This is a genomic window from Shimia abyssi (assembly GCF_003014475.1).
GTDB classification, from domain to species: Bacteria; Pseudomonadota; Alphaproteobacteria; order Rhodobacterales; family Rhodobacteraceae; genus Shimia; species Shimia abyssi.
Window position 1 is genome coordinate 83821 of sequence record NZ_PYGJ01000015.1, and the last position, 25116, is coordinate 108936.

The following is a 25116-nucleotide window of genomic DNA, read 5'->3' on the forward strand; positions in this document are numbered from 1 at the left end:
CCTACGTGTCAATGCCTCTCGAAACCTATCTGGCAGGTGCTCGAGCTGGATTCGGATGTATCCGGTCTGTTGCTCTTCTGGGAAAGGATCTCCCGCTCCGCTTATCAGTTAAAACGCAGTGCCGTGGCGATCATTCGCTTGGGTCAAGGCACCTCGTGGATCGCTTTGAAGAGCTGCGCGATAGTACCTGAGCAACGCGTTCGCATTGATTGCTCCATCAACCTCCAACTCTTCCGACGCAAAAACAAAGGCATCTTGCTCGGTACCAAACCGTGCGGGTGAAGCGACCATCGCTTCAACTTGGTTGGTGCAAGCTCTGGCTGGCGTACCGGCTTCCGGACCGCTTGATTTTGCGATGACTCTGGTTGCGGTTCGCCACTTGTTATCGTGACCCAAGAGCACCAGACCCCGTTTCTGCAATGACAACAGCTCGGTAAGAATCTCTTCCCTCCGGGTGGCCGTGAAATCGGTATCAATAAGTGCGTAGAGCTCTTGACTCGAGCGGCCTCTTGGAAATGCTTCAACTGTCTTTAGTAGTGTGCTCAATTTCTTCTTCCTCTAGCCTTTCAGGTAGAGGCCAAGGACAAACTTCGCCTTTGATTTATCGCCAAAAATTTTCGAAAATTAACCAGTATGGACTACTCTTTTCTACTTCCCCGAACCATGTTGTCGTTATAGTGGAAATATGCACTTTTTAATTGACTCAAATCAATAAAAACACGCTGCGGAAAAGATTAAAAGTTGTCCGTTGCAAGGAAAGCTTGTCACCATCGGCTCGTTGCCAGAGCTCCTGGCAAAAATGGCAACTTCTGGCGTGAGCGATACTGGCGGAAGGTCGGGCTAAGACCACCGTGTGAAAAAACGAATGACGAGCAAGGCAGTTCAATCAACGCATCCTTTAAAACTTGGAACCGGTCAATTAATCTGACCAAGCCAATGAACAGAGGCTTATCCATGACTGACAAACACGACGACACAAACAGCTGGCAACCTTCCCAGCGATATCCCGATCCTTCCGTGATCTCGCTCGATCCGCGCTTTGATCGATACAGGCTGCCTTTGGCCGGGGTCGAGCGCTTGGCAACCGGTTGTCGCTGGTGCGAGGGGCCTGTGTGGTATGGTGACGGACGTTACCTTTTGTGGAGTGATATTCCAAACAACCGGATCATGCGCTGGGATGAAGTTACTGGGCTGTCATCCGCGTTTCGCCAGCCATCGAATTTCGCGAATGGTCAAACACGCGATCGGCAGGGCCGCCTAATCACCTGCGAACATGGCGGGCGACAGGTGATACGCACGGAATATGACGGTTCCATAACGGTGTTGGCAGATAGCTATGACGGCAAAAAGCTCAATTCACCCAATGACGTGATTGTCAAATCCGATGGCAGCATCTGGTTCACAGATCCGCCATTCGGCATTCTTGGCAACTACGAAGGCCACCGAGCTGAACCCGAACTGGGCCAAAACGTTTATCGGCTAGATCCCAACACAGGGGTGCTAAACGTCGTTGCTGATGACATTCTTGGACCAAACGGGTTGGCTTTCAACCCCGACGAAACGGTCCTCTACATCGTGGAATCGCGGGGCGTACCCACGCGCAAGATATTGGCCTATGACGTGGGCACGAACGGGGCCTCGATCGGAAACAAGCGTGTGATGATAGACGCCGGGCCGGGAACACCAGACGGGTTCCGCGTAGATGTGGACGGCAATCTCTGGTGCGGTTGGGGCATGGGCGAGGCCGAATTGGACGGAGTGATGATCTTCGCCGCGGACGGAACCCCCATCGGCCGCATTGCCTTGCCCGAACGCTGCGCTAACCTCTGCTTTGGAGGTCGTGCAAACAGTCGGCTTTTCATGGCTGCAAGCCATTCTGTCTACGCTCTTTATGTCAATATCGCCGGAGTGACAGGAGGTTGATTGCGCATCCGGCATGTATCGCAAACTGGATCTTTGCCTACCGTGAACCCGCATCTCAATACCGCAACTGATGTGCCTGAAATCTACCTCGCGGTCGTACTTTCAGAGCGCACGGGGTGCCGGTCTTCTTGCCCACCCCATCGGGATACAGAGCCATTCCTCGCCGGCGATCAGAATAGTCCGAAGTTTGGGTTGGCTGCCATCTGTGCCGCTTCTTTCTCCCGGAGAATCACACGCGCACGCTTCAACGGCTCTGTTACCCGGTCTCTAGTCAACTCCTTATTGTGCAAGGTCCGGAGGCCGTTATGATTGAAAACATCAGAAAGCTGAGATCTTGTTAGCTCCATCGAGTTTGGCAATCTGCGCAAAACGTCAGCAAGAGCTTGGTCGTGGTCTTCCCTCGTGTTCGACCAGGTTAAGGTCCCGAGTGGTTGCACGTCGGTGCCGATCGCAGGGTTGCCGAATGTCATACCCTGGACGAGGTATATATTGCGAAGGTTATCCGCCTCGCTTTCGATGAAGTCGGCAGTCAAGAAGGGGAGCGCGACAGCCGTCGCCGCTCTCCATACGTCCACAACTGCGTCGGCGTCGGTGGTTTTGAAATCACGTATCATTGGTTCATGTCCTGCGTTGTTGATGCTGGTAGATTGGCGCAGTCCAAGGCTTCGCGACATGACTGAACCTGCGAAGGATTTGGCAAATTATGCATTGTTGTTGGTCGTGATCATCGCGTTTCGACCAGTGTCACACGTCTTCATTCCTTTGCGGATTATCGTACAAAGAGTACGATCTTTCGAACTAAACCAGTTGCAGTGTGGCGGCGGTCAAGAAAACTCCGAGATGCAGCCCCATATGCGCGCTGAATGCCGCCTCGAGGCTGATGCGCGTATAGGCGTAACCGAAAAGAAGACCGGCGATGAGATTAAGACCAAGAGTTCTGACAAGAACGAGGCTTCCCGGTTCAGGAGACATCAAAAAAATGGCGGGTAAGTGTCCAGCCGCAAACAAGACTGCCGTCAGAACGACCGCCAACTGCAACGCGACGCGGTAGTGTGACAGTTTTGAAAGACCAAGCGCAAGCAGGCTCAACAGACCCCAGCGCATGATGATTTCTTCGGTGATCCCCCCGTAGAATATACCGATGGTCAGATTGGACAGATCTGCCCCTTCAAACAATGTCTTCAATTCACCTCCGTCAGGACGCCACACCGATGCGGTGGTCTGATCGAGAACGCCAAGCATCAGACCAGCAACCGCGCCGAGCAGCAGAAAGAACAGGAGCAGTGCTGGAGACTGTTCGTCACCAAGAAACAACCGTGACTTCAAACTCACTCTCGGCGCTGCGAAACACCCCGCCAAGGTAAAGACAACAAGCAGAACAAGAGGGTTCACGGCCAAAGCGATTGCCGGAAAACCAAGCGGTGGCGTGACAAGCGACACGAGTGCGAGCAGGCCGGGAAGACTGATCAAGATCGCAACCGACAGTTTCTTGGCGTTCTTTGAGATAAACGACACGTTCATATCCCCAATTCCAGAAAACTTCGGTGTGAGCATTTGAAATGACCTGTCATGCTCAGGTTCCGCACGCAGGCTTTAACAGACCGCGACAATCCTGCGATGCGGGATGCATCGGTTTTGTAGCAGCCCTTTGCATCACTCTTCACCACCCAAAGACTGCGCGACGACATCGGCGATATCGGTAACCGGGGCGTCAGTTCCGCTTGCGAGAACGGCAATGGAAAGACCTTGGGCCGGATAGACCCTCACCACCGCTACAAAGCCCGGGCCGCCGCCGCGATGTTGCAACCTTTGTGCCGCCACATCACGTTCGAACCAGCCAAGGGGGAAATCCTCTGGATCCTGTGCAACCATCAACCGCACAGTGTCGTCAACCTGAAGCACCGGGCCTTTTGCCAGTGTGACAGCGCCCAGCCGGGCGGCGTCGTGCGCGGAGGCTATCAGACCCGTTGGCGGGGTCGCTTTGACATTGACACGGTTCGCCACCAAATCCGACCGTCCCGCTCCCTGACCAGATCGTTGACATCGGCAAAAAGGGGAAGCAACAGCGTGAAGACATGCACCAATGGGTGGCGACCCGGGCGCTTCGTTTTCTGATTGCGGTGCGCTAAAGACAAAGCTGCTGGATGCCATCCCTGCGGGCTCTAGCACGCGCTCGAAGACCGCGTCTTCATAGGCTTGTCCCGTCTTCGCCTCGATGATCGCGCCAAGTAGCATGTATCCAAGGTTGCTGTAGCTGCGGTAGTCACCGGGTTGAAAACGAAAATCGCGGTAGGCGGGCATCTTTTGGCGCAGAAACTCCGTTTGATTTGGCAAGTTCTCGTCATATTGCAGCCACCCAAACACCGCTGGCACTGTGTCTTGAAGTCCCGAAGTGTGGCGCAAAAGATCTCACGTTGTAATCCGGTTTTCCGCAGCTTCGACCAAATCCAGCCAAGGTAGGATATCTGCAACCGGAAGGTCGAGGTCCAGTTCCTGATCCCCAGCCAGCGTCAAGATCGTCAGCGCTGTCGCGAGTTTGGTAACGGACCAAATGTGATATATTGTCTGCGGCGTTGCCTTTTGATCCTTGAAAGGATCTGCAGTTCCTGACGCCATTTCCCATGCAACTTCGCCGTTCTGAATGACAGCGATCGATATTGCAGTGGCGGCTTGGGCTGAGACGATGCTGTCGAGCCACACTTCAAGATGATCGCGATCAACCGGTGCCGTGGGTGCAGCAGGATGGGTGACCATCATCATCCACACCGCGATCATGAACGAGGCCAGCAGGCCAATCACCCATTTCGCCCATCGCTTATGCGCCACATATTTCATAACTTCCCCTCAATATTCCGCATCTCGGGAAGGGAGGACGAGGCTACGGAGATCGCGTCTTGGTCAGACGCGTTTATGTCCGGCACCAGCCCCACGCCTTCGATCCGACCGCTGCCGTGGCTTATGTAATCGGCGACAGGCAAGGACAGGGTAAACTGGTCTCCAACATCAAAGGGTTGTTGAATCAGCAGAGCGCCCGCGCTGGTATCACCGATCAGCACGGCACCTCGCACACTTCGCAGAACCTCTGCAACGAGTTCGGAAGCGCTTTGCGTTTGTCCATTGATCAGAATCGCTATCGGGCCATGAAACATCGGCTGCATGGGCAAGAAATGGACCCGAGTGACGGCATGGGTTGCAAGGTGGTTCCAGAGACTAACAACGGATGCACCATGCCAGGGTTCTAGCGCCTCGATCTGTGTGCGTTTCGGCATCAGCACGGAGTCCCGGGACCATCCCCGCCCCAATAGCACTCCTGCATCGGCACCATCTGAAATACTGTGTCCTACCAGATGGCGCATCGCAAATGCCCCGCCGGGATTGTCGCGCAGATCAATGATCAGCCCCTTCGCGCCCCTGGACGCAATGTCCTCGAACGCTGCCGTGATGCGCAGGCCGGTGTCCTGGCCCATGAAGGTGCGAACACTGAGGCAGGCCACCTGGTGGTCCCATTCCAAGGCTACAGCCTCGGGGCCGACTTGCATGGAATCGAAGTGTCGACCCAAAGCCGCCGCACTGCGTTGTCGAACAGACAGCGTGACATGGGACAGGCCTATACGTTTGAACGTTTGTTCAAAATCGAGGCAAAGGCGTTCGGGGTCTTGCGAGGTTTCGGCGAGTTCCATCAGCTCAGAGAACAGCGAATGCGCTTGCTGCGATGTCATCCAGGTGGGATCGAAAAAGTATCTCTCGAAGATGTCTAGAATAATCGAAATGGATTGGCGGTAATCGTTCGGGCTTGCCGCAGTGGGACCTGAAATCATGGCTAGGCATGTCGCAGAGAGCGCCCCAAGAAAGGACCGGCGGTCTATCCAACGGGACGAGTTGGATGCAAGCGGCACATCAGGAACACGCGAAGGCGCACTTAGGGACAAAAAGCCAAGCGGTTTGGTGGCACTGTTCATTGCTGCACCTGCCGCGATAGGTGTGTGGTCTTGAAGCCCGATCTGTGTTTGAGGCCATAACCGATCGCGCGATCAAGGCCGATATGGGCGACCCAGATGGTTACCAGCGCGATAGCCTCTGACCAGCCAGCGACCCAGCCGATCGTCCCGACCGCAGCGGGGGCGATGTAACCGTGCATCGCATTATAGGCAATCGCACCGACGCGCGCGCCGAACGCGTAACCGAGCATCGCCAGGTCGGGCGAAAGGAACAAGATTGCGAACAGCGTCCAACTTTGTTCCAAACTGGCATAGGCAAAGATGGCCGCAAGCCCAATCGCGAAGCCTTCCAGTCGCAGCAGGGGGATCAACTGGTACATCGTGGGTCGTTTCGGGTCAGTCGTTTCGGTTTGCATGGGTGCAGGCCTTTTTATGTTTGGCGTGGAAGTATGCGCAGCATGAAACCCAAGAGGCATCAGCTGCGCACGCATGTCTCGGCCTATGGAAGCGTCGTTGACAGGCTGGCGCAGTCCACGTCTGTGTTGCGAGCGCCAAGGACATCCGCAAACAGGTTTCGCCCTGGGTTGATGACAAATCCGGTGTCCGCCGAAAGGCCCTGCGCCAGATACAAGTCCGCCGCCCGATCGGTGGCATCGGATGACACGCGCACCATGTCGCTGACCAGATCCCGCCCTGCCATCAGGTCGCGCATCACCTCTGGGTTCGTGATAACAATTCGGATCGATCCCGTGCGCCCCACATCGACTTGTTCGCCGGAAAAGTCGCCCGCCACAAACCGGACAGGCATCGTGCGGCAGGTGCTGTTGATGCGAAACGCGGCGGTGCCCTTGCCGGCAACACCGCGCAGCATCAAAAGGTTCCCTTCCCTTGGCTGCGGAATATTGATGACGGCGATGTCCCTTTCCGGCTTGGTGATCGCTTCAGCCTTTGCAACATCGATTGCTGCGGCGGTGATCAACATCACGCTGACCGCCAATCCAATGGTCGCCAGATGATCTTTTGGCGTTCTGAGTTTCATGACATTTCCTTTCATGGTTGCTGTCCCACGCCTGTGGGCTCGGCAATCAAGAAAGGCGAATAACGGAAGTTGTGCGCCCGGATTTACGTTTCCGAACGTTTGAAATCGCGATTGCGAACGTGTTTATCGCCGCTTCCGTGGCGTTTGTAGTCAGATGGTGTTTGACCGGTCAGGCGACGAAATTCGGTGTTGAAGCTGGACTTGCTTTGGAAACCGGCCTCCAGCATAATGTCTGTTACGGGCAGATCAGAGGTTGTCAGCAGCATCGCTGCATGGCGCACGCGAAAACCGTTGATATAGCGCGAAATATTCTCTCCGTGAATGCGGTTGACCGCTTTTGAAACGCTCCGTGCGGGGCAGTGAAGCCGCCGACCCAACCGCGCGAGCGTCAGATCCGGATCCGTGAATATTTGCTGATCTGCCATCAGTTGATCGATCCTGCGCAACAGGTCGTGGTCCTCTTCCAGTGGTGCCTCTGCCGCAGGATCGCGCGAAGCGCGCCGGGTCTGGCCCCTAAGGACAAGTGGAACACCAAAAAGAGCGCTGAGTAAGACGACCGTTACAATCACGCCAGATACGCCCGTCAAAAGCTGGATGACCCCCGTGTTTCCCGCAGAAAGTACCGCAACAAAGATCAGATCAGCCGCAACGATCAGGCCGATGAAGAGCAGGGCAAAGAGCAACGCAATTCTGGTCATGCGAAATTTGCCGGGCGCGACCTGAACAAATGCTTCTGATGGCTGAAGCAGCATCCGCGCCAGCAAAATGGCACAGATGGCATTGGTGCCGATCACGACCAAATCAGCCGACCAGGCCATTGGTAGAAAAAGCGCAAGTTGCCCAACCACAAGACCAATGGCGACTAACAGAAGCCTCTGTCGGCTTGGGAACCCGGTCGTTGACGCAAGTGATTGAAAACCAAGCCATAGCGCGGGGGCTATCAGTATCGCAATATGCGGCTGTATCCGACTCAGCGCCTCAATCCCATATTCCGATCTCAATCCCACAAAGACGGTGACCACTGCAACAAGGCTAAGTGCAAGACCAAAAAGAACGCGCGCCGCCACAGGCAGCAGCGGTCTGCTCACAACCGCTGCTGCGATGAAAACCGCGAGAATCGAAATGAGCCAAGAGGTTGGAACCGTGCTCACAGTAGTATTCCTCAAATCAATTTCTCAAGCGCAATGGCTTTGATGCCCCGCAGCGTTTCGTGCGCCGTTCATCTGAGCGTTTTGACACGCAAGACTACAATGCCATCAAATATAACACCACACGCAACGAAGCTTGCTGGTTTTCTCCGGCACAAAACCCGCTTTGGAAATCAGGCCAAACAGCAGAATGACGGCATTGGCGATGTTTCGAAGACGCTGAAAACGACTCACTCCCGGCTGACGTAAACGGCCCCTTGCCACAGGTTGCAGACAACGTTCCATCGCCCACAGACTGCGAACTTGCCCGAGTCTCGATTGTCTTGGCTCGGTGTAGCGTAAGTTAGGTTTGAATTTGACGTCAAGGAGCCCGTTTGAATGTCCGGTTTGGCTCCGCCAGCTGCAAGGCGGCGAAACCCTTTCGGCAAGTGCGAAAGGATGCTGCGCTAGCAAAGGCGAATTTCCCAAGGTCAGCGAAGTCCGCATAACCGCACTTCGTAAGGCGCATGATCAATGTCCGCATTGGATGCGCGTCACGCTCTCCAACACTCGGATATTGCGACTGATCAAACGCCTATACGAACCAACCTATTGCTTTCAATCACAAATAAATTGCAACTGGGTTGCAATCGAAAGTTGCTGACGTTGTTGGAAACGTGCCTATAATAGGCAGGGCCAATTTGATCCTTCAGGAAAGGCCCTTGCGATGCGTGCTGCGATTTACGCGCGATATTCCACTGATATGCAAAGTGACGCCTCGATTGAGGACCAGCACCGCTTGTGCCTGCGGCTGATAGAGAGCCACGGATGGGCGGGAGGCGAGACCTACTCGGATCGCGGCCTGAGCGGCGCGTCCCACCTGCGTCCCGGCTACCAGCACCTGCTGGAAGACGCCCGCCACAACCAGTTCGATGTTGTTGTCTCCGAGGGCCTCGACCGCATCAGCCGCGATCAGGAGCATATCGCCGCCTTCTTCAAACAGATGCGGTTTCAGGGGATACCGATTTTCACGGTGGCGGAAGGGGAGATTTCAGAACTGCATATCGGTCTCAAAGGCACAATGAGTAGCCTGTTTCTCAAAGGCCTCGCCCAAAAGCCCCATCGCGGTCTGGAAGGGCGCATTCGCAAAGGCAAATCCGCTGGCGGCATCACCTACGGCTACGATGTCGTCCGCAATCTCCAAGCCGATGGAGAGGTCTCGACGGGCGAGCGGGTTATCAACGAAGAGCAAGCGAATGTCGTGCGCCGTATCTTACCGCGAGACCGTCGCCGATCTCTCTTACGCCCTGAACGACGCGGCCACCAAGCCCGAGGCAACCACGATCATTCGGAGTCTCTTGTCGGAGATTCGGCTGATCCCAGACGGGGGCAAGCTGTCCATTGAATTGGTTGGCGAACTCGCTGGCTTGTTGTCGTTGGTGCAAACAAAAACGGCCTCTGAGAGTGTATCTCAAGGCCGTTCTGTAACGATGGTTGCGGGAGCTCGATACCAACGATGTTTACTGAGACTTGTTCGCACACCCGGATAGGTCTCTCAAACCCGCTGGAAAAACCCTTTGGCTTTCGAAGCAAAGGCTACAAAGGTGAGCATTCGGAGCTAAGCGAAAACGGGAAAGGTCCAAACGCCGATACGCGGAAAATTCCCCGAGAAGAACACGAAGACGCCTGTCAGCTTGCCGCGAGATCGCCAAAACCAAGCAGACCAGCACCTCGATGAGGCTAAGAAAGAAGTTCGAGATGCTCTTCGCGTACCTCAAACGCATTCTCCGGTTGGCCCGCCTCGGAATAGGTGGACCTTGCGGCGCAAATGATGAATTCCTCATCGCCGCCACCGCCCAGAACCACCGCAAACTGGCAAATATCATTCCTGCGCCGCAGCAAACCTGAGATAACTGATATGAAGGGCGCTATCCCTCAGTTTCGAAGGCCTATTCGTGCATCAGCAATACGGAGTTTTTCAACAGAACCGGCCCAAAGCCGCCGCTGGTGCGTGTTGCAGCAAATGGCGGCAAAGAGCCCATACAGACGTATTGATTTTGAGCTGCTTGCGCCCGCAGCAAGGGTATTGCCGCGCCGCGTTCAAAGCCAAATCTAATGTGCGGCAGAGATTGCTGCCGTAAATGCAACGTGCAGAAAATTTGAATTCGAAAATTCAAAAGTTGCGGGCAAAACAGCTTTTGGAATCCAAGCCGTCGAGGAATTTTTGCGATGAGACCAATCGCGCGCCTTCGTAACTGACATGCAATGATGCGACGATTCACGCGGTGGTTAACGGATCGGAAGGAGCTTCGGCTTCTACGGTCGATTTGATGCCAAAGTAGTTTCCTCTTCAATGGCAAATGCATTTTTTGAGAAACTGCCATGCGATCTGAAGCGACAGAAAAGATGGTCACGCATCAAGCATAAACAGTTTTGACAATGGCAGGCTGGCCGCACCCAGCACCACGGCATCTGGTCCGAACGAGCCTTCCACCACATTGGGTCTATTGGGACTGCTGGGGTTCGAATCCGCAAGGTATTCTTCTACCTTCAAGACAATTGATTTTCGCAGCCTTTTCGGCATTGGCCCATCGATGACTACACAAGGAAGATCAATGAGAGCATTCGCACCGATGACGACCTGAGCAATTGCTGGCGCCGCATCACCCAACCAGCACGCAACGGGATCACTAAATTCGCCCCAAGCCTGGGTTTTCACCCAGATGTCATTCAAACAAGTGCCCTCTGCGGCGGCAGAGTTCCACAGGCCATCAAGCGAACACATGTCAGAAAGTCGATTGGACGGTCTGTCTATGCCTTCAAGGGGAAACCGGTCAATCGATCCTGCGTTGCCGGTACAGCCTTGATGGAGGTGCCCTTCAATTGCCAAGCCGCCGCTAACTGCATGACCAATGTGAATATAGAGAAAGTGCTTCGGAACATGCTCCGAACCGAATATCAATTCGGCATTACAGGCACAGCTCCCTTCTTTGCCAAAATGCGACGGGCAATCGGGGCCTACTCCAAGTTTAGTCCCGACAAGAGACCATGTTTTCGCCCAACAGTCCGTGTCAGTCAGCGCATCTGTAATTCCAATTCCTGAAATTTTCTCACTCTGACCCTGGCTGAGCCTTCGCGACATTTCTTCAGCCGCAAAAAATGCAAACTTTCGCGCCGTCTCAGGTGTGAATTGAGCATCAGTCGAACATATCCTGTCCAATATGTCGCCGACAAAATTTACCAGGATAAGCTCGACTTTCTTCGCTTCAACTTCCAGGCCGACAAATAGTGCCCCGTCGGCAGCGAGCTGAAGTGGCACCGAAGGTTGACCGACTTTTCCCTTTCTTTTTTCGCCACGGCGAATGAGCCCTTCTTCCTCAAGTTCGCGCGATATCACTGAAACAGTTTGAACGGACAGCCCTGTCATCCGTGCAATGTCTCCTTTCGGCATCGCACCTTTCTTCCGAAGAACTGTGAGAAACAGTCGTCTGTTCCTGTCGCGCAGATCCTTGTGATTGGAACCCAACACTTGAAAAATGACTCCTTGTTAGTTTTCGTTCACCCTGAATAGAGAGATGCGCACTGCTTATTGTTTGAAATCGGTTAGTGGTTGCCCTTCCAATATTCGGAAGGGCAAATGATCAATCGACTTTCACAGCCTTACAATATCGACTGCCCGGTTGCTTCCCAGTCTTTGAGGAATTGCGTGATGCCATTGTCGGTCAGCGGATGGTGAGCCAGTTTTCGGATGACGCCTGGCGGGATGGTTGAGATATCGGACCCGGCAAGTGCGGCTTGTGTCACGTGATTGGCGGTTCTGATTGAGGCGGCGATGATCTCGGTATCCAGGCAAAAGTTATCATAGATCTTTCGGATGTCGCGGATCAGGTCGGCACCTTCAAGATTGATATCGTCAAGCCTGCCGATAAACGGGGACACATAGGTCGCGCCGGCCTTGGCCGCCAGCAATGCCTGGTTTGCAGAGAAGCACAATGTGACATTGGTCTTGATCCCGTTACGCTTGAAATGGGCGCAGGCTCTGAGCCCATCAAAAGTCAGGGGCAGTTTTACGACAACATTGGCGGCAATCCTGGCCAAGTGCTCGCCCTCGGCGATCATGCCATCGGTATCCAGCGCTGCCACCTCAGCGGACACCGGCACATCCGCCAGCCCACAGATTTCGGCGACAACCTCTTTGAAATCGCGGCCCGACTTGGCGATTAGGCTGGGGTTTGTGGTTACGCCGTCCAGCAGTCCCGTTGTCAGAAGATCCTTAATGTCATCGACTTCAGCTGTGTCTACGAAGAATTTCATGTTTCATTCCTTGAATTGGGTGTGTTTGCGCTCAAGCTGCTTGTGATGCCGCATGGCGTAAGATCAGATCGTTTGCTTTGAATGTGATGTCTTCAGGTGTGATCCCGAAATGTTGATAAAGTTCACTCGCTGACGCAGAGGCTCCGAAGTCGGTCACGCCTATTACGTTGTCCTCGCTGCCAACGTAACGTGCCCAGCCAAACGGGCTGGCCGCCTCGATAGCAAGTCTAGGGGCATCGCCAAGAACTTCGGCGCGATAGCTTGCGGATTGCGCGTCAAACCGCGACCAGCAAGGCAAAGAGACTACGGCAGCAGTAACTCCCCCTGCCTCTAGCTGTTCAGCGGCTGCGAGCGCGACGGCGACCTCTGTTCCGGTGGCGATCAGAGTTATGTCACGCGCGTTTCTTGCTTCACGCAGTACGTATCCACCTCTGGCCGTCAGGTTCTCTGCCGATGGGTCTTTTCGCACACATGGCGTTCCCTGACGCGACAATGCCATGACCGCCGGACCTGCGCCATCGAGCGCAGCCTCGTAGGCCTCCATCGTCTCGATCACGTCCGCGGGTCTAAAGACGTCCAGGTTCGGGATCGCCCTAAGGCTCGCAAGGTGCTCAACTGGCTGGTGGGTCGGGCCATCTTCGCCCAATCCGATTGAGTCATGCGTAAGAACATAAAGGACTTTGGACTGCATAAGAGCGGACAGTCGGATTGCATTGCGCATGTAATCCGAGAACACCATAAAGGTGCCGCCATAGGGGAGGATGCCCCCGTGCAGTGCAAGGCCATTCATGATTGTTCCCATGGCGAATTCGCGCACGCCGAAGTTAATGTAACGACCGTTGTTGACCGAGATGGATGAGGTGCCGGTCAGATTTGAGCCGGTAAGGTCGGCTGAACCGCCTACCATTTCAGGCAGGTCCCGCGTCAGAACTTCGAGACACATCTGGCTGGCCTTGCGCGTTGCCGGGGCCGGCTTCTCGGACAGCCAGTCTGCTTTTTGTCGCGCAATGGTATCTGAAAGTCCGACTGCAAGTCGACCCTCAACCCGGCGTTCAAATTCGCTCCGTTGATCGGTGGACATGCTGTCATGCCGCTCCTGCCAAGCTTGCATCTCTACCGCGCCGCGCGCACCGAACTCCCTCCACGCCTTAAGGTGCGCCTCCGGGATTGCAAACGGTTCTGCGGGCAAACCCAGAGCGGCTTTCGCGGCGGCGGATTCTTCCCCGCCGAGCGGGGCGCCGTGAATTCCGGATGTTCCCTGCTTGGTCGGAGCACCCTTCCCGATACTTGTGCGGAACAGGATGATCGACGGTCGTTCGGTTTCAAGTTTCGCCGATGCCAGCGCATCGTCAATCTCGGACGGGTTGTGTCCGTCGGCCTCCAAAACGTGCCAGCCCAGTGCCGCGAATTTCGCCGCCGTGTCCTCGGTGAACGACAGATCGGTACTGCCGTCGATCGAGATTCCATTCATGTCATAGAGCAGGTTAAGATGGCCGAGGCCGAGATGCCCGGCCAGTGATACGGCTTCTTGCCCGACACCTTCCATCAGACAGCCATCGCCACAGAACACCCAGGTGCGGTGATTACATATACCGGACCCAAACTCGCCGCGGATCTGACGTTCCGCCAACGCAAACCCAACCGCCATGCCAATGCCCTGACCAAGCGGGCCAGTCGTCGTCTCGACCCCTGGCGTGTGGCCAAACTCCGGATGCCCCGGCGTGATCGACCCGGCCTTGCGGAAAGATTTGAGATCCTCAAGTTCAATCCCCGGCGTTCCCGTCAGATAGAGAACCGAGTACAAAAAAATGGCGGCATGACCGTTCGAAAGAACGACTCTGTCCCGGTCATGCCAGTTCAGGGAGGTAGCGTTATACTTGAGGTGTTTCCCATAAAGCCCGACGGCGATGTCAGCCATACCCATCGCGGCACCCGGGTGGCCATGCCCGGCGGTTTCAACAGAATCGATGGCGAGACCGCGCACGACATTTGCCAGCTCTACACTGGTTGGCGTTTTTATCATCATTTTTGTCCGTTAAAAGGAGTTGATCAGAACGCGTAGCGCACTCCGAATTCGGTGTAATTCTGGGTCAAAGTCATGTCGGCGTCGCAGCTTTCACGCATGATCAGTTCTGCATTCGGGAGGTCGTTCCCACGCGCCCTCACCATTGCCGCCTCGGCATCCAGACCATGTTTGGTCCACCTTTGCTTAAGTCGATCAAGGATCTCGTCATGTGTTGGACACACAAAAACCGTCGCATCAAAAACATCGCGCAGAGAGCTCCAGGGCTCCGATTTGAGCAGCAGGTAATTTCCCTCGACCACGACAATTGGCGTGTCGGGATGGATGACAATCGACTGAGCGATCGACAGATCCATCTGGCGGTCAAATTTGGGATGGAAGGTTTCGCGTTTTGCCGATGACAATCGCTTGACCGCTTCACAAAAACCATGCGCGTTAAAGGTCTCGGGCGCGCCCTTTCTCGCCAGCAGCCCCCGGGACTCCAACAGCCGATTGTCGAGATGATACCCGTCCATTGGCAAGAGCGCCGCTTCAGAAACCGCCCGGTCACTTTCACGGTTAAGCCTTTGAACAACACTCTCGGCAAGGGTCGACTTGCCAGAGGCAGGCGGGCCAGAGATCCCGATTATTGTTCTGGCACCGTCCTGCATCCTACTCCTCACCAGATCGCAGACTTCACCGACGTCATGTTCGAGTGAGGTTTCCGTCATGCTGCCACACCTGCTTCTTCAGGGGTCATCGCGCCGGTCATCAAGGCGACTGCATCCGACATGGAGATGTCCTTCGAGTCTACGGTACAGAGCCGTTTCCCGAGCCTGTGGATGTGAATTCGGTCTGCGACCTCGAACACGTGGGGCATGTTGTGGCTGATGAGGATGATCGGGATGCCGCGTGATTTGACGTCCTGAATCAGCTCCAGCACACGGCGGCTCTCCTTGACACCCAGCGCCGCCGTCGGTTCGTCCATGATGATGAACTTAGAGGCAAACGCCGCCGCCCGTGCCACCGCCACACCCTGACGCTGACCGCCAGAAAGTGTTTCAACGGCCTGATTGATCGACTGCACGGTCATCAGCCCCAATTCGGAGAGCTTATCACGGGCAAATTTCTCCATTGCCGGGCGATCCAGTTGTCGCAGGTACTTGCCCATGAAGCTACCTTTTCGAATTTCACGGCCCATGAACATGTTGTCGGCAATCGATAGCGCAGGCGACATAGCGAGTTGCTGGTAAACGATCTCGATTCCCATGTTGCGGGCGTCGATTGGAGAAGTGAAGTTGACTTTTTTACCCTCGATCAGGATCTCTCCCTCGTCGGGAATGGTGGCACCACAGATCGCTTTCACGATCGATGATTTGCCCGCGCCGTTGTCCCCGATAACAGCAAGAATTTCGCCCTTACGTAATTCAAAGTCCGAATGATCGATGGCGGTTACGTGGCCGTATCGTTTGACGATTCCCCGGCCCTGAACGATGGGTGTATTGTCCGACATTAGCCCGATACCTTTCTGATCCATTGGTCCACCGCCACCGCGGCAATGATGAGAAGTCCGATGAGGAGGAATGTCCATTGCGCGTCAGCGCCCATAAGCCTCAGCCCCAACGTAAAGACACCAACAATCAGCGCCCCGAAAAGCGAGCCCAGGATCGATCCTCGCCCGCCAAAGAGCGAGATGCCCCCGATGACAACAGCGGTAATGCTTTCGATATTGGCCAGTTGGCCAGAGGTTGGCGAAACTGATCCGATGCGCCCGATAAGGGCCCAGCCTGCAAAGGCACAAATGAGCCCCGAGAGCATGTAGACCGACATCAACGTCTTATGCACATTGACACCGGAAAGCTCTGCCGCTTCAGGATCATCACCAACCGCGTAGACATGACGGCCCCAGGCGGTGTGCTTGAGTGCGTAAGCCAAGACGATGATCAGAAGAAGCATGAACACCACACCGACCGTGAAGGTTGCACCGCCGATGCTGAATTTGGACCCGAAAAACTGCAGGAATGACGCCTCGGTCTCAATATCCTGACTGCGGATCGTTTCATTTGCGGAATAAAGGAAGTTCGTTGCCAGAACGATCTGCCACATTCCCAGCGTCACGATAAAGGGCGGCAGTTTGACCTTGCTCACCAGCCAGCCGTTCAGCGCCCCGATCGCGGTCCCCATTGCCAGGCCGCACACGACGGCAACAGGCGTTGGTATCCCGTAACGGAACGTAAACTGGCCCATGATCACGGACGAGAAAACCATAATTGCACCGACGCTCAGATCGATGCCCGCAGTCAGAATGACCAGACTCTGCGCGGCGGCAACAATGCCGACGATCTGAACTTGCTGCAGGATCAGCGTCATCGCGAAGGGTGAAAAGAACTTGGACCCAAGAAGTAGGCCAAAGATGAGGATTGCCGCGACAAGAACCGTGAGCGGCACCATAGATGGATTATTGTGCAGGATATGTTGCACCTGGCCGACAAACCCACGGCGGGTATCTTCGAATTGCGCCACAGTCTCATTCCGGCTGGCGGCGGCCTCGAAGTCCTGGCCACTTTTTGTTGTATCAGACATAGCTTCCCCCAAACTTGCAGCTAACGAGTAAATCGACCGCCGCGCGGGTAATTTCTAGGTAATTATTGTGCTGGTGCGAGAGGCGCAGATGCGCGCCTCTCGCGGTGCAAGGGCAATCAGCCCCAGCAGAGGTCCAAACCTTCAGCGACAGAGATAGAGTCAACACCGTCGACAGCTGTCCCGGCAATGAGGCCAACGCCAGTATCAAAGAAGTCTTTGCCCGGAGTGGTTTCCGGTGTCGTACCGTTTTCCGCCCACGCTTTGATCGCCTCAACACCCAGAGCCGCCATCGACAGCGGATACTGCTGGCTGGTTGCATCAATCACGCCGGCCTCGACGTCACGGACACCCGGGCATCCGCCGTCCACCGAAACGATGACGACACCTTCTTCACGACCCAGTGATTTCAGCGCTTCATACGCGCCAGCCGCCGCAGGCTCATTGATGGTGTAAACCACGTTGATATCCGGATCGATCGCCAGCAGGTTTTCCATGCCCTTGCGGCCGCCTTCAGCGTTACCATTAGACAGCTCATGTCCGACGATGCGCGGATCGGTTTCGTCACCCCACTTCGAGGGGTCACCGATATCCACACCAAAGCCGTCAAGGAAGCCCTGATTGCGCAGAACGCCAACAGTCGGCTGCGAGATGTTGATGTTCAAAAGGCCGATCTTGGCATCGGCAGCCGCATCACCCATGTGGCCCTTGGCCCACTGACCGATCAACTTGCCTGCCAGATAATTGTCGGTGGCGAAGGTTGCGTTTGCTGAATCGGCGGGATCCAACGGCGTATCTAGTGCGATAACAACCAGGCCCGCATCACGGGCTTGTTTTACGGCAGAACCAATCGACGAGGTGTCCGAAGCCACGAGCAGAATGCCTCCTGCGCCGTCCAGAATGCAGGTCTCGATCGCCTGAACCTGAGTTTCGTGGTCTCCATCAAATTTGCCGGCAAACATTTTGAGCTCAACACCGATTTCCTCAGCTTTCGCCGAAGCACCTTCGCGCATCTTCACGAAGAAAGGGTTCGAGTCATCCTTGGTGATAAGGCAGGCGCTTGTATCTGCCAGCGCCGCGCCAGCGAATGTCGTCGACACGGCCAAAGCCGCGGCACCAGTAAGTAGTTTTCTCATTTTGGTCTCCCAATTGGTTCAGCTTGCTCGCACTCCGCGATCAGTTGTCGAACGCGAAACGGCGATGATTTCTGGAAGTGTTCCTCCGAATGAAGCAAGGCAATGCCTCCACCCCACTACTCTTCAACTCTTCCTCCCAACGACAGTAGTGCCGTTAATGATCGAATTAGCGCCAACAACTGCGCCCTGTCAATACTTACTTCGTGATGAATTAATTTTACGCACTTCTGATATTTGCCACTCGACCGGAGTGCGACGGAAGCATCAAATTGCTTGCAATACCGGGGTGGAAGGTTGCACAAGTGTAGTCATGGATGAGGAAACCAAGGAACAATTGCTCCGCGCTAACCCCCTTAAGGGAACGAACCAGATCGATGTTCGGGGATACAATGAACGGCTGGTCTTGCAGCTGATCCGGGAGCACGGCTCACTCACAAAAGCGGAAGCCACACGGGCGACAGGGCTATCCCCAAATGCCTCCTCTGTGATTTTCAGAGCGCTCGAGAGCGAAGGTCTGATAATCCGGGGCGACCCGATTCGCGGTCGGGTCGGGCAACCATCGACCCCTCTCAGGATTAATCCTGATGCACATCACTATGTTTCGCTCAGAGTGGGGCGCCGCAGTATCGATATTGCTGTTGTGAATTTTGTTGGCGAAATCGAGTCGAGCCGTCGCATGGCACTGCCCTTTCCAACACCAAAAGTCGCTTTGGAATTCTTTAAGTCCGAGCTCGGAGGCGTACTCAGGTCAGCCAAGAAGAACCGCAAATCGATCTCCGGTATGTCGGTTGCGATGCCGTTTGAGCTGTGGAGCTGGACCGAGGAGTTTGGCGCTCCAAAAGAAGAAATGGAAGCGTGGCGGGACTTCGACATTGCCGCAGAACTTCAAAAAATCGTTCCGTGGAAAGTACTTGTTGAGAATGACGGCACTGCAGCCTGTCGCGCCGAGCAGGTTTTTGGCTCGCATACAGGCAAAAAAGACTGGGTATACTTCTTTGTGGGCACATTCATCGGCGGAGGCATTGTCCTGAATGGAAGCGTCTTCCCCGGCAGTCGGCGAAACTCGGGCGGTTTCGGGCCCATGCGCGTGCCCGAGCAAAGCGGTGGAAACCGTTTGGTGGATCACGCGTCCCTTGTGGTTCTCGAAAGAAGCATTGCAGCCGAAGGCGGCAATCCATTTGCAATCTACGAAGAGGGAAGCAACTGGGATGATTACGAGCCCCTCCTTTCCAATTGGATCTCAAATGCAGCCTTAAACCTTTCACATGCAATTGTTTCGTCACTGTCGGTTCTGGACTTTGATGCTGCGGTGATCGATGGAGCTTTTCCGAGCGACGTCAAAAAACGCCTGGTGTCCGAAACGCGCCGCCAGCTTAGCCGGGCCGACTTGCAAGGTGTGCATTTTCTAGACGTTGAAGAGGGGCAAGTCGGGCGTCGCGCCAGAACCATCAGCGCCGCCGCGGCTTTTGTGTCGGCCAACTACATGATCGATCAGAACACCTTACACCGCAACTGAGGTCGAATTACCGCCGCGAGTTACGTGGATCAATACTCCCCCAACTCCGCTCCTGGACATCAGGAATTCTTCACAATACTTTAATTATTACTTCATTCACAATTATTATTGACTCAGCAAAAACTGTGAACCTATGTTCGCAGAATGTCTGTTTTGGCCCGGGAGGACGCCATGCATTTCGCACCAGTCTGTCATCCGGGCTGCGTGAGCGCAGGAAGGTAATTTTGCCGACCACCGAAACGGTCCCAAAGGGGTCTGAGAAAAATTCAGAAAATCGGTCTGCTTCTGCCCCATTTGGGTGCACGCAGATTGGAGGATAAGCAAAATGGACGGCTCGATAGAAGCACGCCGGGTATCACCCCGCAATAAACCAGAGAATGGTTCGGTCCTGCTCACCTTGGAGGCCGCAACCAAGGTGTTTGGCGGCACCGTCGCAGTCAAGGACGTCACGTTTGACATCCGCGCTGGTGAGGTACTGGCGCTGCTGGGCGAAAACGGCGCTGGCAAGAGCACATGCGTGAAAATGCTTGCCGGGGTCTATTCACCCGACTCCGGCTGCATATCGGTTGGAGGCGAAAAAAAGGTCTGGTCTTCGCCGATGGATTCCCAATCCCAGGGTATCGCGGTCATCCATCAGCATCCGGGCCTTTTTCCTGACCTTTCGATAGTTGAAAACATTTTCTTTGGGAGATTCCGAAAGAAGCCCAATGGGCTTCTCGATATGGAGACCATGCGCAGGGCAGCCGTCGAAGTATTGGAAATGGTTGGACTGGACGCTGATCCCGACCAATCACTTCGCACGCTCAGCGTCTCTGAACAACAACTGATCGAGATTGCCAAGGCGCTCTCGACCAACTCGCACATTCTTATCATGGATGAGCCGACCGCCGCGCTTTCACACAATGAGGTTCGCAAACTCTTCGACGTTGTCGATTCCCTCAAAGCGCGTGGCGTCGGAATTGTTTTTGTTGGCCACCGGATGGACGAGATCTTTGAGATTTCTGATCGGGTTGCCGTGCTCAGAGATGGCGAACTTGTTGGCCTCGACAGCGCTGCCAATATCACTCGGCCGCAAGCGATCAACCTCATGGCTGGTCGTGAGTTAACGGCCTCCTACCCCGAGCGGACGCACGATTATGGAGACACCGTGCTTGAAGTGAACAGGCTCGGCGTCGACGGTCAGTATGCCGATGTCTCCTTCGCAGTGAAGGCAGGTGAAATTTTGGGGATCGGTGGCCTCGTGGGCAGTGGCCGCACCGAAATCGCACGCACGATTTTTGGCGTAACAAGCCCGACTTCCGGTGCGATTAAAATTGACGGCAGGGAAGTCTCATTCGCGAACGCCAACGCCTCGATGAAACATGGCGTCGCGTATGTGTCAGAAGACCGGCTTACGCAAAGCCTGATCATGGACTTTTCAATTCGCGTCAATGGCTCGCTAACCGTTCTCAACAAAGCGACAAAAAACGGGTTGCTTGGCGCCGATCGCGAGATCGCAACCGTCAAAGACCAACTGGACCGACTCAAACTCCGATACGCAAGCTTCGAACAGGAAATCTCGGGCCTTTCGGGCGGCAACCAGCAAAAAGTCGTCCTTGCCAAATGGCTGGCAACAAAGCCAAAAATCCTAATTCTGGACGAACCGACACAAGGCATTGATGTTCAGAGCAAGGCCGAAGTGCACGCAATTATTGCCGATCTCGCCAAAGCGGGAATGGCGATTGTTTTGATTTCGTCGGAAATGCCAGAACTCATCGGCATGTGCGACCGCATAACCGTGATGCGCGAAGGGCGTCAGGCAGACACGTTCGATAAGTCGGTCGCTACGCCGGACGTTATTCTTGAGGCGGCAACCGCCGACGACGCAGTTCCTACGCACACAGAAGGCGTTGAACTGTCCGAATCGGAACCTCGGCACGGGCTCCTGAAAAAAGCCATGGCACAACGCGAGATTGGCCTGATCGCAGCGATATTGCTGATCGTGATCCCCGTGACACTGATCAATCCGCGCATGTTGTCGGGGACGAACCTTTACTCGTTGGGAATGGATGCGGCGTTGCTGGCGATTGTCGCCCTTGGGCAGATGATGGTCATTCTGACGCGTAACATCGACCTTTCGGTGGCTTCGGTGATCGGGTTCACCGCCTATGCCGCCGCTTATGTCATGTCGACGAACCCGGATTTACCGGTGATCGTAGCGGTTCTGGCCGCCGTGGCACTCGGCGGCGTTGCGGGGGCGATCAACGGGACAATTATCGCGATCGGCCGGGTGCCGGCCATCGTGGCAACACTTGGGACCATGTCCGTCTTCAGGGGGGCGCATAGTCTGTTTGCCGACGGTGATCAGATCAGTGCCGACGAAGTTCCCGGTCACTGGCTGGACCTGGCGTCGAGCAGCATCGCGGGCATTCCGGTATTGATCCTGATTTCTGCGGCGATCCTTTTGGTCGCAGCGGTGATCCTTGCCCGGACGCAATGGGGCCGAGAGCTTTATGGGGTGGGATCGAACCCTGAGGGCGCGGATCTTGTCGGTGTGCCAGCGCAAAAACGGATCTTTGTTGTTTTCCTTATCGCCGGCGCACTTGCCGGGCTGATGGGGGCGCTCTGGGCGTCGCGCTATGCGACGGTGGATGCGCGCGTCGCCTTCGGCTTTGAACTGACCGTGATCGCCTCCGTCGTCGTCGGTGGCGTAGCGATCCGCGGAGGATCAGGAACCGTGTTCGGGATCCTACTGGGAGCCATCACGCTGCTGGTCATTCGCAATGGGCTGACGCTTGTTCGGGTCGACCCGCTTTGGCTCCAGGGCGTTTACGGCCTTGTGATTCTAGTGGCGATCTTCGTTGACGCAAAAGTCGCAGAGAAAAGCGAAAAAACTAAAGCTCGGAGGGTTCGAGTATGAGACGACCTGACTGGATTTCCGCTTGGGATCTCTTCATTTGCGCATTCGCCCTAATCCTATTGATCGCAGGATTGGTGATGTTCCCTAACTTCGGGACCGCATTCAATATTTCGCAATTGATTGCCGGTGCCTCTGAACGCGCATTGCTGGTCCTGCCAATGATGCTCTTGCTTATCACCCGTGACATTGACCTGTCGGTTGCAAGTACGCTCGCGCTAACGAGCGTTGTATTCGGCCTGGTCGTTCAGGCTGGGATACCGCTTTTTCCGGCTATCCTGATCACGCTTTTGGCGGGTGCGGCACTTGGCGGATTCAATGGGTTTCTTTCAACAACCGCCGGTTTGCATTCGCTTGTGGTGACGCTTGGCACGATGGCGCTGTTCCGGGGTATTGGCTACATGCTACTTGGCAGCGGCTCGGTAAACCTGCTTCCGGATGCGCTTTTGGATTTCGGCTTCACCAACATTCCGGGCATTCCGGTACCTTGGACGATTGTTCCATACCTGGTGATCCTGCCGATATTTGCGCTTGTCGTACACAAGACACCCTTGGGGCGCCGCATCTTCGCAATTGGTGGCAACCCGGACACGGCGCTTTATTCCGGCATTCTGGTCGACAGGATCAGGTTCTGGCTATTCGTCTTTTCAGGTGTGCTTTGCTCGATCGCAGGGATCGTCTACACGGCGCGTCTCGCTAATGCCCGCGCCAACAACGCGTTTGGCATGGAGCTGGACGTCATCACAATCGCGATCCTGGGCGGCGTCAGCGTGTTTGGCGGCAAAGGCGGCGTGGTCGGTGTGACAGGCGCGCTTATTCTGGTTGCTCTTGTCAGGAACCTGCTGGGCATCAATGGAGTCGGCGGCGACGCCCAAAGCACGATCGTCGGCTCCATGCTTATTGCCGCCCTTTTGATTGGAAATTTCGGCCCGCAGATATCGAAAGCATTCGGACGTCTGCGGTCCCGGAGTTCGCACGCCTGAAGGCGCGTAACAAACGGCTCAACAAATCCAACATAGAGGAGAACTACTTTGAAAAAATTCCTATTTTCCAGCGCCATTGGCCTATCGGTCCTGGCAGGAAGTCTGGCGCAAGCGCAAGAGTGCTACGACAGCCCGGTGAAAGTCGGCTTTCTTCCAAAACTTGACACTGACCCCTATTTTCAGGTCGCTGGACAGGGTGCCGACGAGGCAGTCGCTGAAATCGGCGGAGAGCGCATTCAGCTCGCCCCCAGTCAGGCAACGGCCGAAGCTCAAATCGAGTTTATCAACAATCTGGTCGCTCAGGGTGTAAAAGTCATCGCCATCTCGGCCAACGACTCGAACGCAGTCGCACCTGCACTCAAGCGCGCCATGGCAAACGGTGTTCGTGTCATTTCTTACGATTCCGATGTATCGCCGAGCGCCCGCTCGCTTTTCATCAATCAGGCGCAAGGCACAAGCCTTGCCGCGATGATGCTCAAGTCTATGAACGACATGATCGGTGAAGGTGACTTCGCAATCCTGTCATCGACGCCAACTGCGACCAACCAGAACGCATGGATCGCCCAGATGAAGGACGAAATGGCGAGCAATGCTGATTACGCAGGTTTGAATCTGGTTCAAGTAGCCTACGGCGAGGAAAGCGAGCAGATCAACCAGCAGCAAACCATCGCACTGGCACAGGCCTACCCGGATCTAAAGGGCATCATCGTTCCTGCCGGCATCGGTTTGCCTGCCGCCGCGCGCGCTCTGGAAGAAGCTGGGCTGACCGGTCAAATCAAACTCACGGGTCTGGCTCCGGCGACCCTGATCAGCAAGTACATCGAGGAAGGTTCTGCACAGGATATCTGGTGGAATGTTTCTGACCTCGGCTACCTAGCCTACTACGCAGCACAGGCGCTGGCGCAATGCCAGATCAGTGGTGCCGAGGGGGAAACCTTCGATGCCGGACGTCTTGGCTCTTACACAATCGGTCAGTCGGGAGAAGTCATTCTTGGCGAAGCCAAGATCGTGACGCCAGACAATCTCGACGAATTCAAATTCTAACTCTGGTCACGATCACTCCCCTGTGACCCGCACCGGCGTGCCACGGCTCGCTGGTGCAAATTGCTACGTCGGTGCCATGTGCAGCATGAGCGCAGGATGGAATCCTCTCGGCAGTCAATCTCAAAAGTGTGAAGGGCATTAGAACGAAGGGCCGATAGCCGTTTGTTTCCTGCTCCGTTGAGTAGTGTTCGAAACGTACGAACAGCTCAAATTCATACTTGACCAAGCCCCTTCAACACCCTGAACGATCAGAAAGGCGATATACGCCGCGCTGAAGCGAAAAAATGCCGCATCAGAGGCTAAATACTGCGTACGCGCATGTTCAATATCGAAAGGCATTAATGTCCGGCGTTTCGATGATCGAACTAATTCGCGGCGAAAGTGAGGTTTGAATTTTGCATCTAAATCCCATTTTCAATGGCCGCTCTGGCGTAAATCGTGCCACTGCCAAATTCTCGACGCTGCGCGAGCCATTGGTTTCTGCGTCAGCAATAGCCGCGTGAGCAAAAGGCTGCTTTGTCCGGAGGCTGTGTGAAAACTCCCCCATTCTGACCGGACTGATGGTATAATTTCTGTATTTGGTACGGAGGTTGTTGATGACGCAATTTATCGAGGGTC

22 protein-coding genes and 2 pseudogenes are annotated in these 25116 nt (G+C 55.1%); 7 read left to right on the plus strand and 17 right to left on the minus strand.

Annotated features, from left to right (window positions below; all coding sequences use genetic code 11):
• Positions 1 to 108: 108 nt before the first annotated feature.
• The gene (locus tag CLV88_RS18290; protein ID WP_106609851.1) at positions 109 to 546 is read right to left on the minus strand and encodes a hypothetical protein; all 438 of its coding nucleotides are present in this window, start codon (positions 544 to 546) and stop codon (positions 109 to 111) included.
• A 408-nt stretch (positions 547 to 954) separates the two neighbouring features.
• On the opposite strand from CLV88_RS18290, the gene CLV88_RS18295 reads away from it, so the two are divergent.
• On the plus strand, positions 955 to 1923 hold the full coding sequence (locus tag CLV88_RS18295) for an SMP-30/gluconolactonase/LRE family protein (RefSeq protein WP_106609852.1): 969 nt from the start codon (positions 955 to 957) through the stop codon (positions 1921 to 1923).
• Positions 1924 to 2093: 170 nt separating this feature from the next.
• On the opposite strand, the gene CLV88_RS18300 is transcribed toward CLV88_RS18295, so the two are convergent.
• The 7 genes and pseudogenes from CLV88_RS18300 to CLV88_RS18335 form a co-directional block, all read right to left on the minus strand.
• Positions 2094 to 2537, minus strand: coding sequence for a GNAT family protein (locus CLV88_RS18300; RefSeq protein WP_106609853.1), 444 nt, complete (start codon positions 2535 to 2537; stop codon positions 2094 to 2096).
• A 184-nt stretch (positions 2538 to 2721) separates the two neighbouring features.
• Positions 2722 to 3477, minus strand: coding sequence for a CPBP family glutamic-type intramembrane protease (locus tag CLV88_RS18305; protein WP_106609854.1), 756 nt, complete (start codon positions 3475 to 3477; stop codon positions 2722 to 2724).
• Positions 3478 to 3576: 99 nt separating this feature from the next.
• Positions 3577 to 4758 (minus strand): annotated as a pseudogene (locus CLV88_RS18310) (serine hydrolase domain-containing protein).
• A complete protein-coding gene (locus tag CLV88_RS18320) occupies positions 4755 to 5741 on the minus strand; it encodes a S41 family peptidase (protein ID WP_165798932.1) in 987 nt (328 codons plus the stop codon). The pseudogene CLV88_RS18310 and the gene CLV88_RS18320 overlap by 4 nt, the downstream one beginning before the upstream one ends.
• Positions 5742 to 5878: 137 nt before the next feature.
• Positions 5879 to 6277 (minus strand): DUF4260 domain-containing protein, encoded by a 399-nt coding sequence (locus CLV88_RS18325; RefSeq protein WP_243403722.1) that lies wholly within the window; start codon positions 6275 to 6277, stop codon positions 5879 to 5881.
• An 83-nt stretch (positions 6278 to 6360) separates the two neighbouring features.
• Complete coding sequence (locus CLV88_RS18330) at positions 6361 to 6900, minus strand: hypothetical protein (RefSeq protein ID WP_133169998.1); 540 nt, start codon at positions 6898 to 6900, stop codon at positions 6361 to 6363.
• Positions 6901 to 6983: 83 nt separating this feature from the next.
• On the minus strand, positions 6984 to 7988 hold the full coding sequence (locus CLV88_RS18335; protein WP_133169999.1) for a helix-turn-helix domain-containing protein: 1005 nt from the start codon (positions 7986 to 7988) through the stop codon (positions 6984 to 6986).
• 766 nt (positions 7989 to 8754) lie between these two features.
• Between CLV88_RS18335 and CLV88_RS18345 the strand changes: the two genes are divergently transcribed.
• Both CLV88_RS18345 and CLV88_RS18350 read left to right on the plus strand, forming a co-directional pair.
• Positions 8755 to 9432, plus strand: a complete 678-nt coding sequence (locus CLV88_RS18345; RefSeq protein ID WP_243403723.1) for a recombinase family protein — start codon at positions 8755 to 8757, stop codon at positions 9430 to 9432.
• Between the two features lie 234 nt (positions 9433 to 9666).
• Positions 9667 to 9935: pseudogene (locus tag CLV88_RS18350) on the plus strand (IS5/IS1182 family transposase); the annotation flags it as partial.
• 41 nt (positions 9936 to 9976) lie between these two features.
• Here CLV88_RS18350 and CLV88_RS22865 read toward each other — a convergent pair.
• The 8 genes from CLV88_RS22865 to CLV88_RS18385 form a co-directional block, all read right to left on the minus strand.
• Complete coding sequence (locus tag CLV88_RS22865) at positions 9977 to 10441, minus strand: hypothetical protein (protein ID WP_133170000.1); 465 nt, start codon at positions 10439 to 10441, stop codon at positions 9977 to 9979.
• A complete protein-coding gene (locus CLV88_RS18355; protein ID WP_165798933.1) occupies positions 10438 to 11556 on the minus strand; it encodes an ROK family transcriptional regulator in 1119 nt (372 codons plus the stop codon). Before CLV88_RS18355 ends, CLV88_RS22865 begins: the two co-directional genes overlap by 4 nt.
• A 131-nt stretch (positions 11557 to 11687) precedes the next feature.
• Positions 11688 to 12341, minus strand: coding sequence for a fructose-6-phosphate aldolase (gene fsa, locus CLV88_RS18360; protein ID WP_106609863.1), 654 nt, complete (start codon positions 12339 to 12341; stop codon positions 11688 to 11690).
• A 31-nt stretch (positions 12342 to 12372) separates the two neighbouring features.
• Positions 12373 to 14364: a transketolase gene (tkt, locus tag CLV88_RS18365; protein WP_207797101.1), complete on the minus strand. Its 1992-nt coding sequence runs from the start codon at positions 14362 to 14364 to the stop codon at positions 12373 to 12375.
• Positions 14365 to 14390: 26 nt separating this feature from the next.
• Entirely contained in the window at positions 14391 to 15074 is a 684-nt protein-coding gene (locus CLV88_RS18370; protein ID WP_106609865.1) for a nucleoside/nucleotide kinase family protein, read from the minus strand.
• Positions 15071 to 15880 carry an ATP-binding cassette domain-containing protein gene (locus CLV88_RS18375; RefSeq protein ID WP_106609866.1) on the minus strand — a complete coding sequence of 270 codons (810 nt, stop codon included), beginning with the start codon at positions 15878 to 15880 and terminating at the stop codon, positions 15071 to 15073. Before CLV88_RS18375 ends, CLV88_RS18370 begins: the two co-directional genes overlap by 4 nt.
• Complete coding sequence (locus CLV88_RS18380; protein WP_106609867.1) at positions 15856 to 16926, minus strand: ABC transporter permease; 1071 nt, start codon at positions 16924 to 16926, stop codon at positions 15856 to 15858. The genes CLV88_RS18375 and CLV88_RS18380 overlap by 25 nt, the downstream gene beginning before the upstream one ends.
• Positions 16927 to 17042: 116 nt before the next feature.
• Positions 17043 to 18059 (minus strand): sugar ABC transporter substrate-binding protein, encoded by a 1017-nt coding sequence (locus tag CLV88_RS18385; protein ID WP_106609868.1) that lies wholly within the window; start codon positions 18057 to 18059, stop codon positions 17043 to 17045.
• A gap of 64 nt (positions 18060 to 18123) precedes the next feature.
• On the opposite strand from CLV88_RS18385, the gene CLV88_RS18390 reads away from it, so the two are divergent.
• The 4 genes from CLV88_RS18390 to CLV88_RS18405 all read left to right on the plus strand — a co-directional run bounded on the left by CLV88_RS18390 (position 18124) and on the right by CLV88_RS18405 (position 24498).
• Positions 18124 to 19575: an ROK family transcriptional regulator gene (locus CLV88_RS18390; RefSeq protein ID WP_133170001.1), complete on the plus strand. Its 1452-nt coding sequence runs from the start codon at positions 18124 to 18126 to the stop codon at positions 19573 to 19575.
• Between the two features lie 325 nt (positions 19576 to 19900).
• On the plus strand, positions 19901 to 22474 hold the full coding sequence (locus CLV88_RS18395; protein ID WP_106609870.1) for an ATP-binding cassette domain-containing protein: 2574 nt from the start codon (positions 19901 to 19903) through the stop codon (positions 22472 to 22474).
• On the plus strand, positions 22471 to 23454 hold the full coding sequence (locus CLV88_RS18400) for an ABC transporter permease (protein ID WP_106609871.1): 984 nt from the start codon (positions 22471 to 22473) through the stop codon (positions 23452 to 23454). The genes CLV88_RS18395 and CLV88_RS18400 overlap by 4 nt, the downstream gene beginning before the upstream one ends.
• Before the next feature lie 48 nt (positions 23455 to 23502).
• Positions 23503 to 24498, plus strand: coding sequence for a rhamnose ABC transporter substrate-binding protein (locus CLV88_RS18405; RefSeq protein WP_106609872.1), 996 nt, complete (start codon positions 23503 to 23505; stop codon positions 24496 to 24498).
• Positions 24499 to 24820: 322 nt separating this feature from the next.
• Here CLV88_RS18405 and CLV88_RS23190 read toward each other — a convergent pair.
• Positions 24821 to 25116, minus strand: a 296-nt coding sequence (locus CLV88_RS23190) for a hypothetical protein (RefSeq protein WP_207797102.1), incomplete at its 5' end; no start/stop codon positions are given.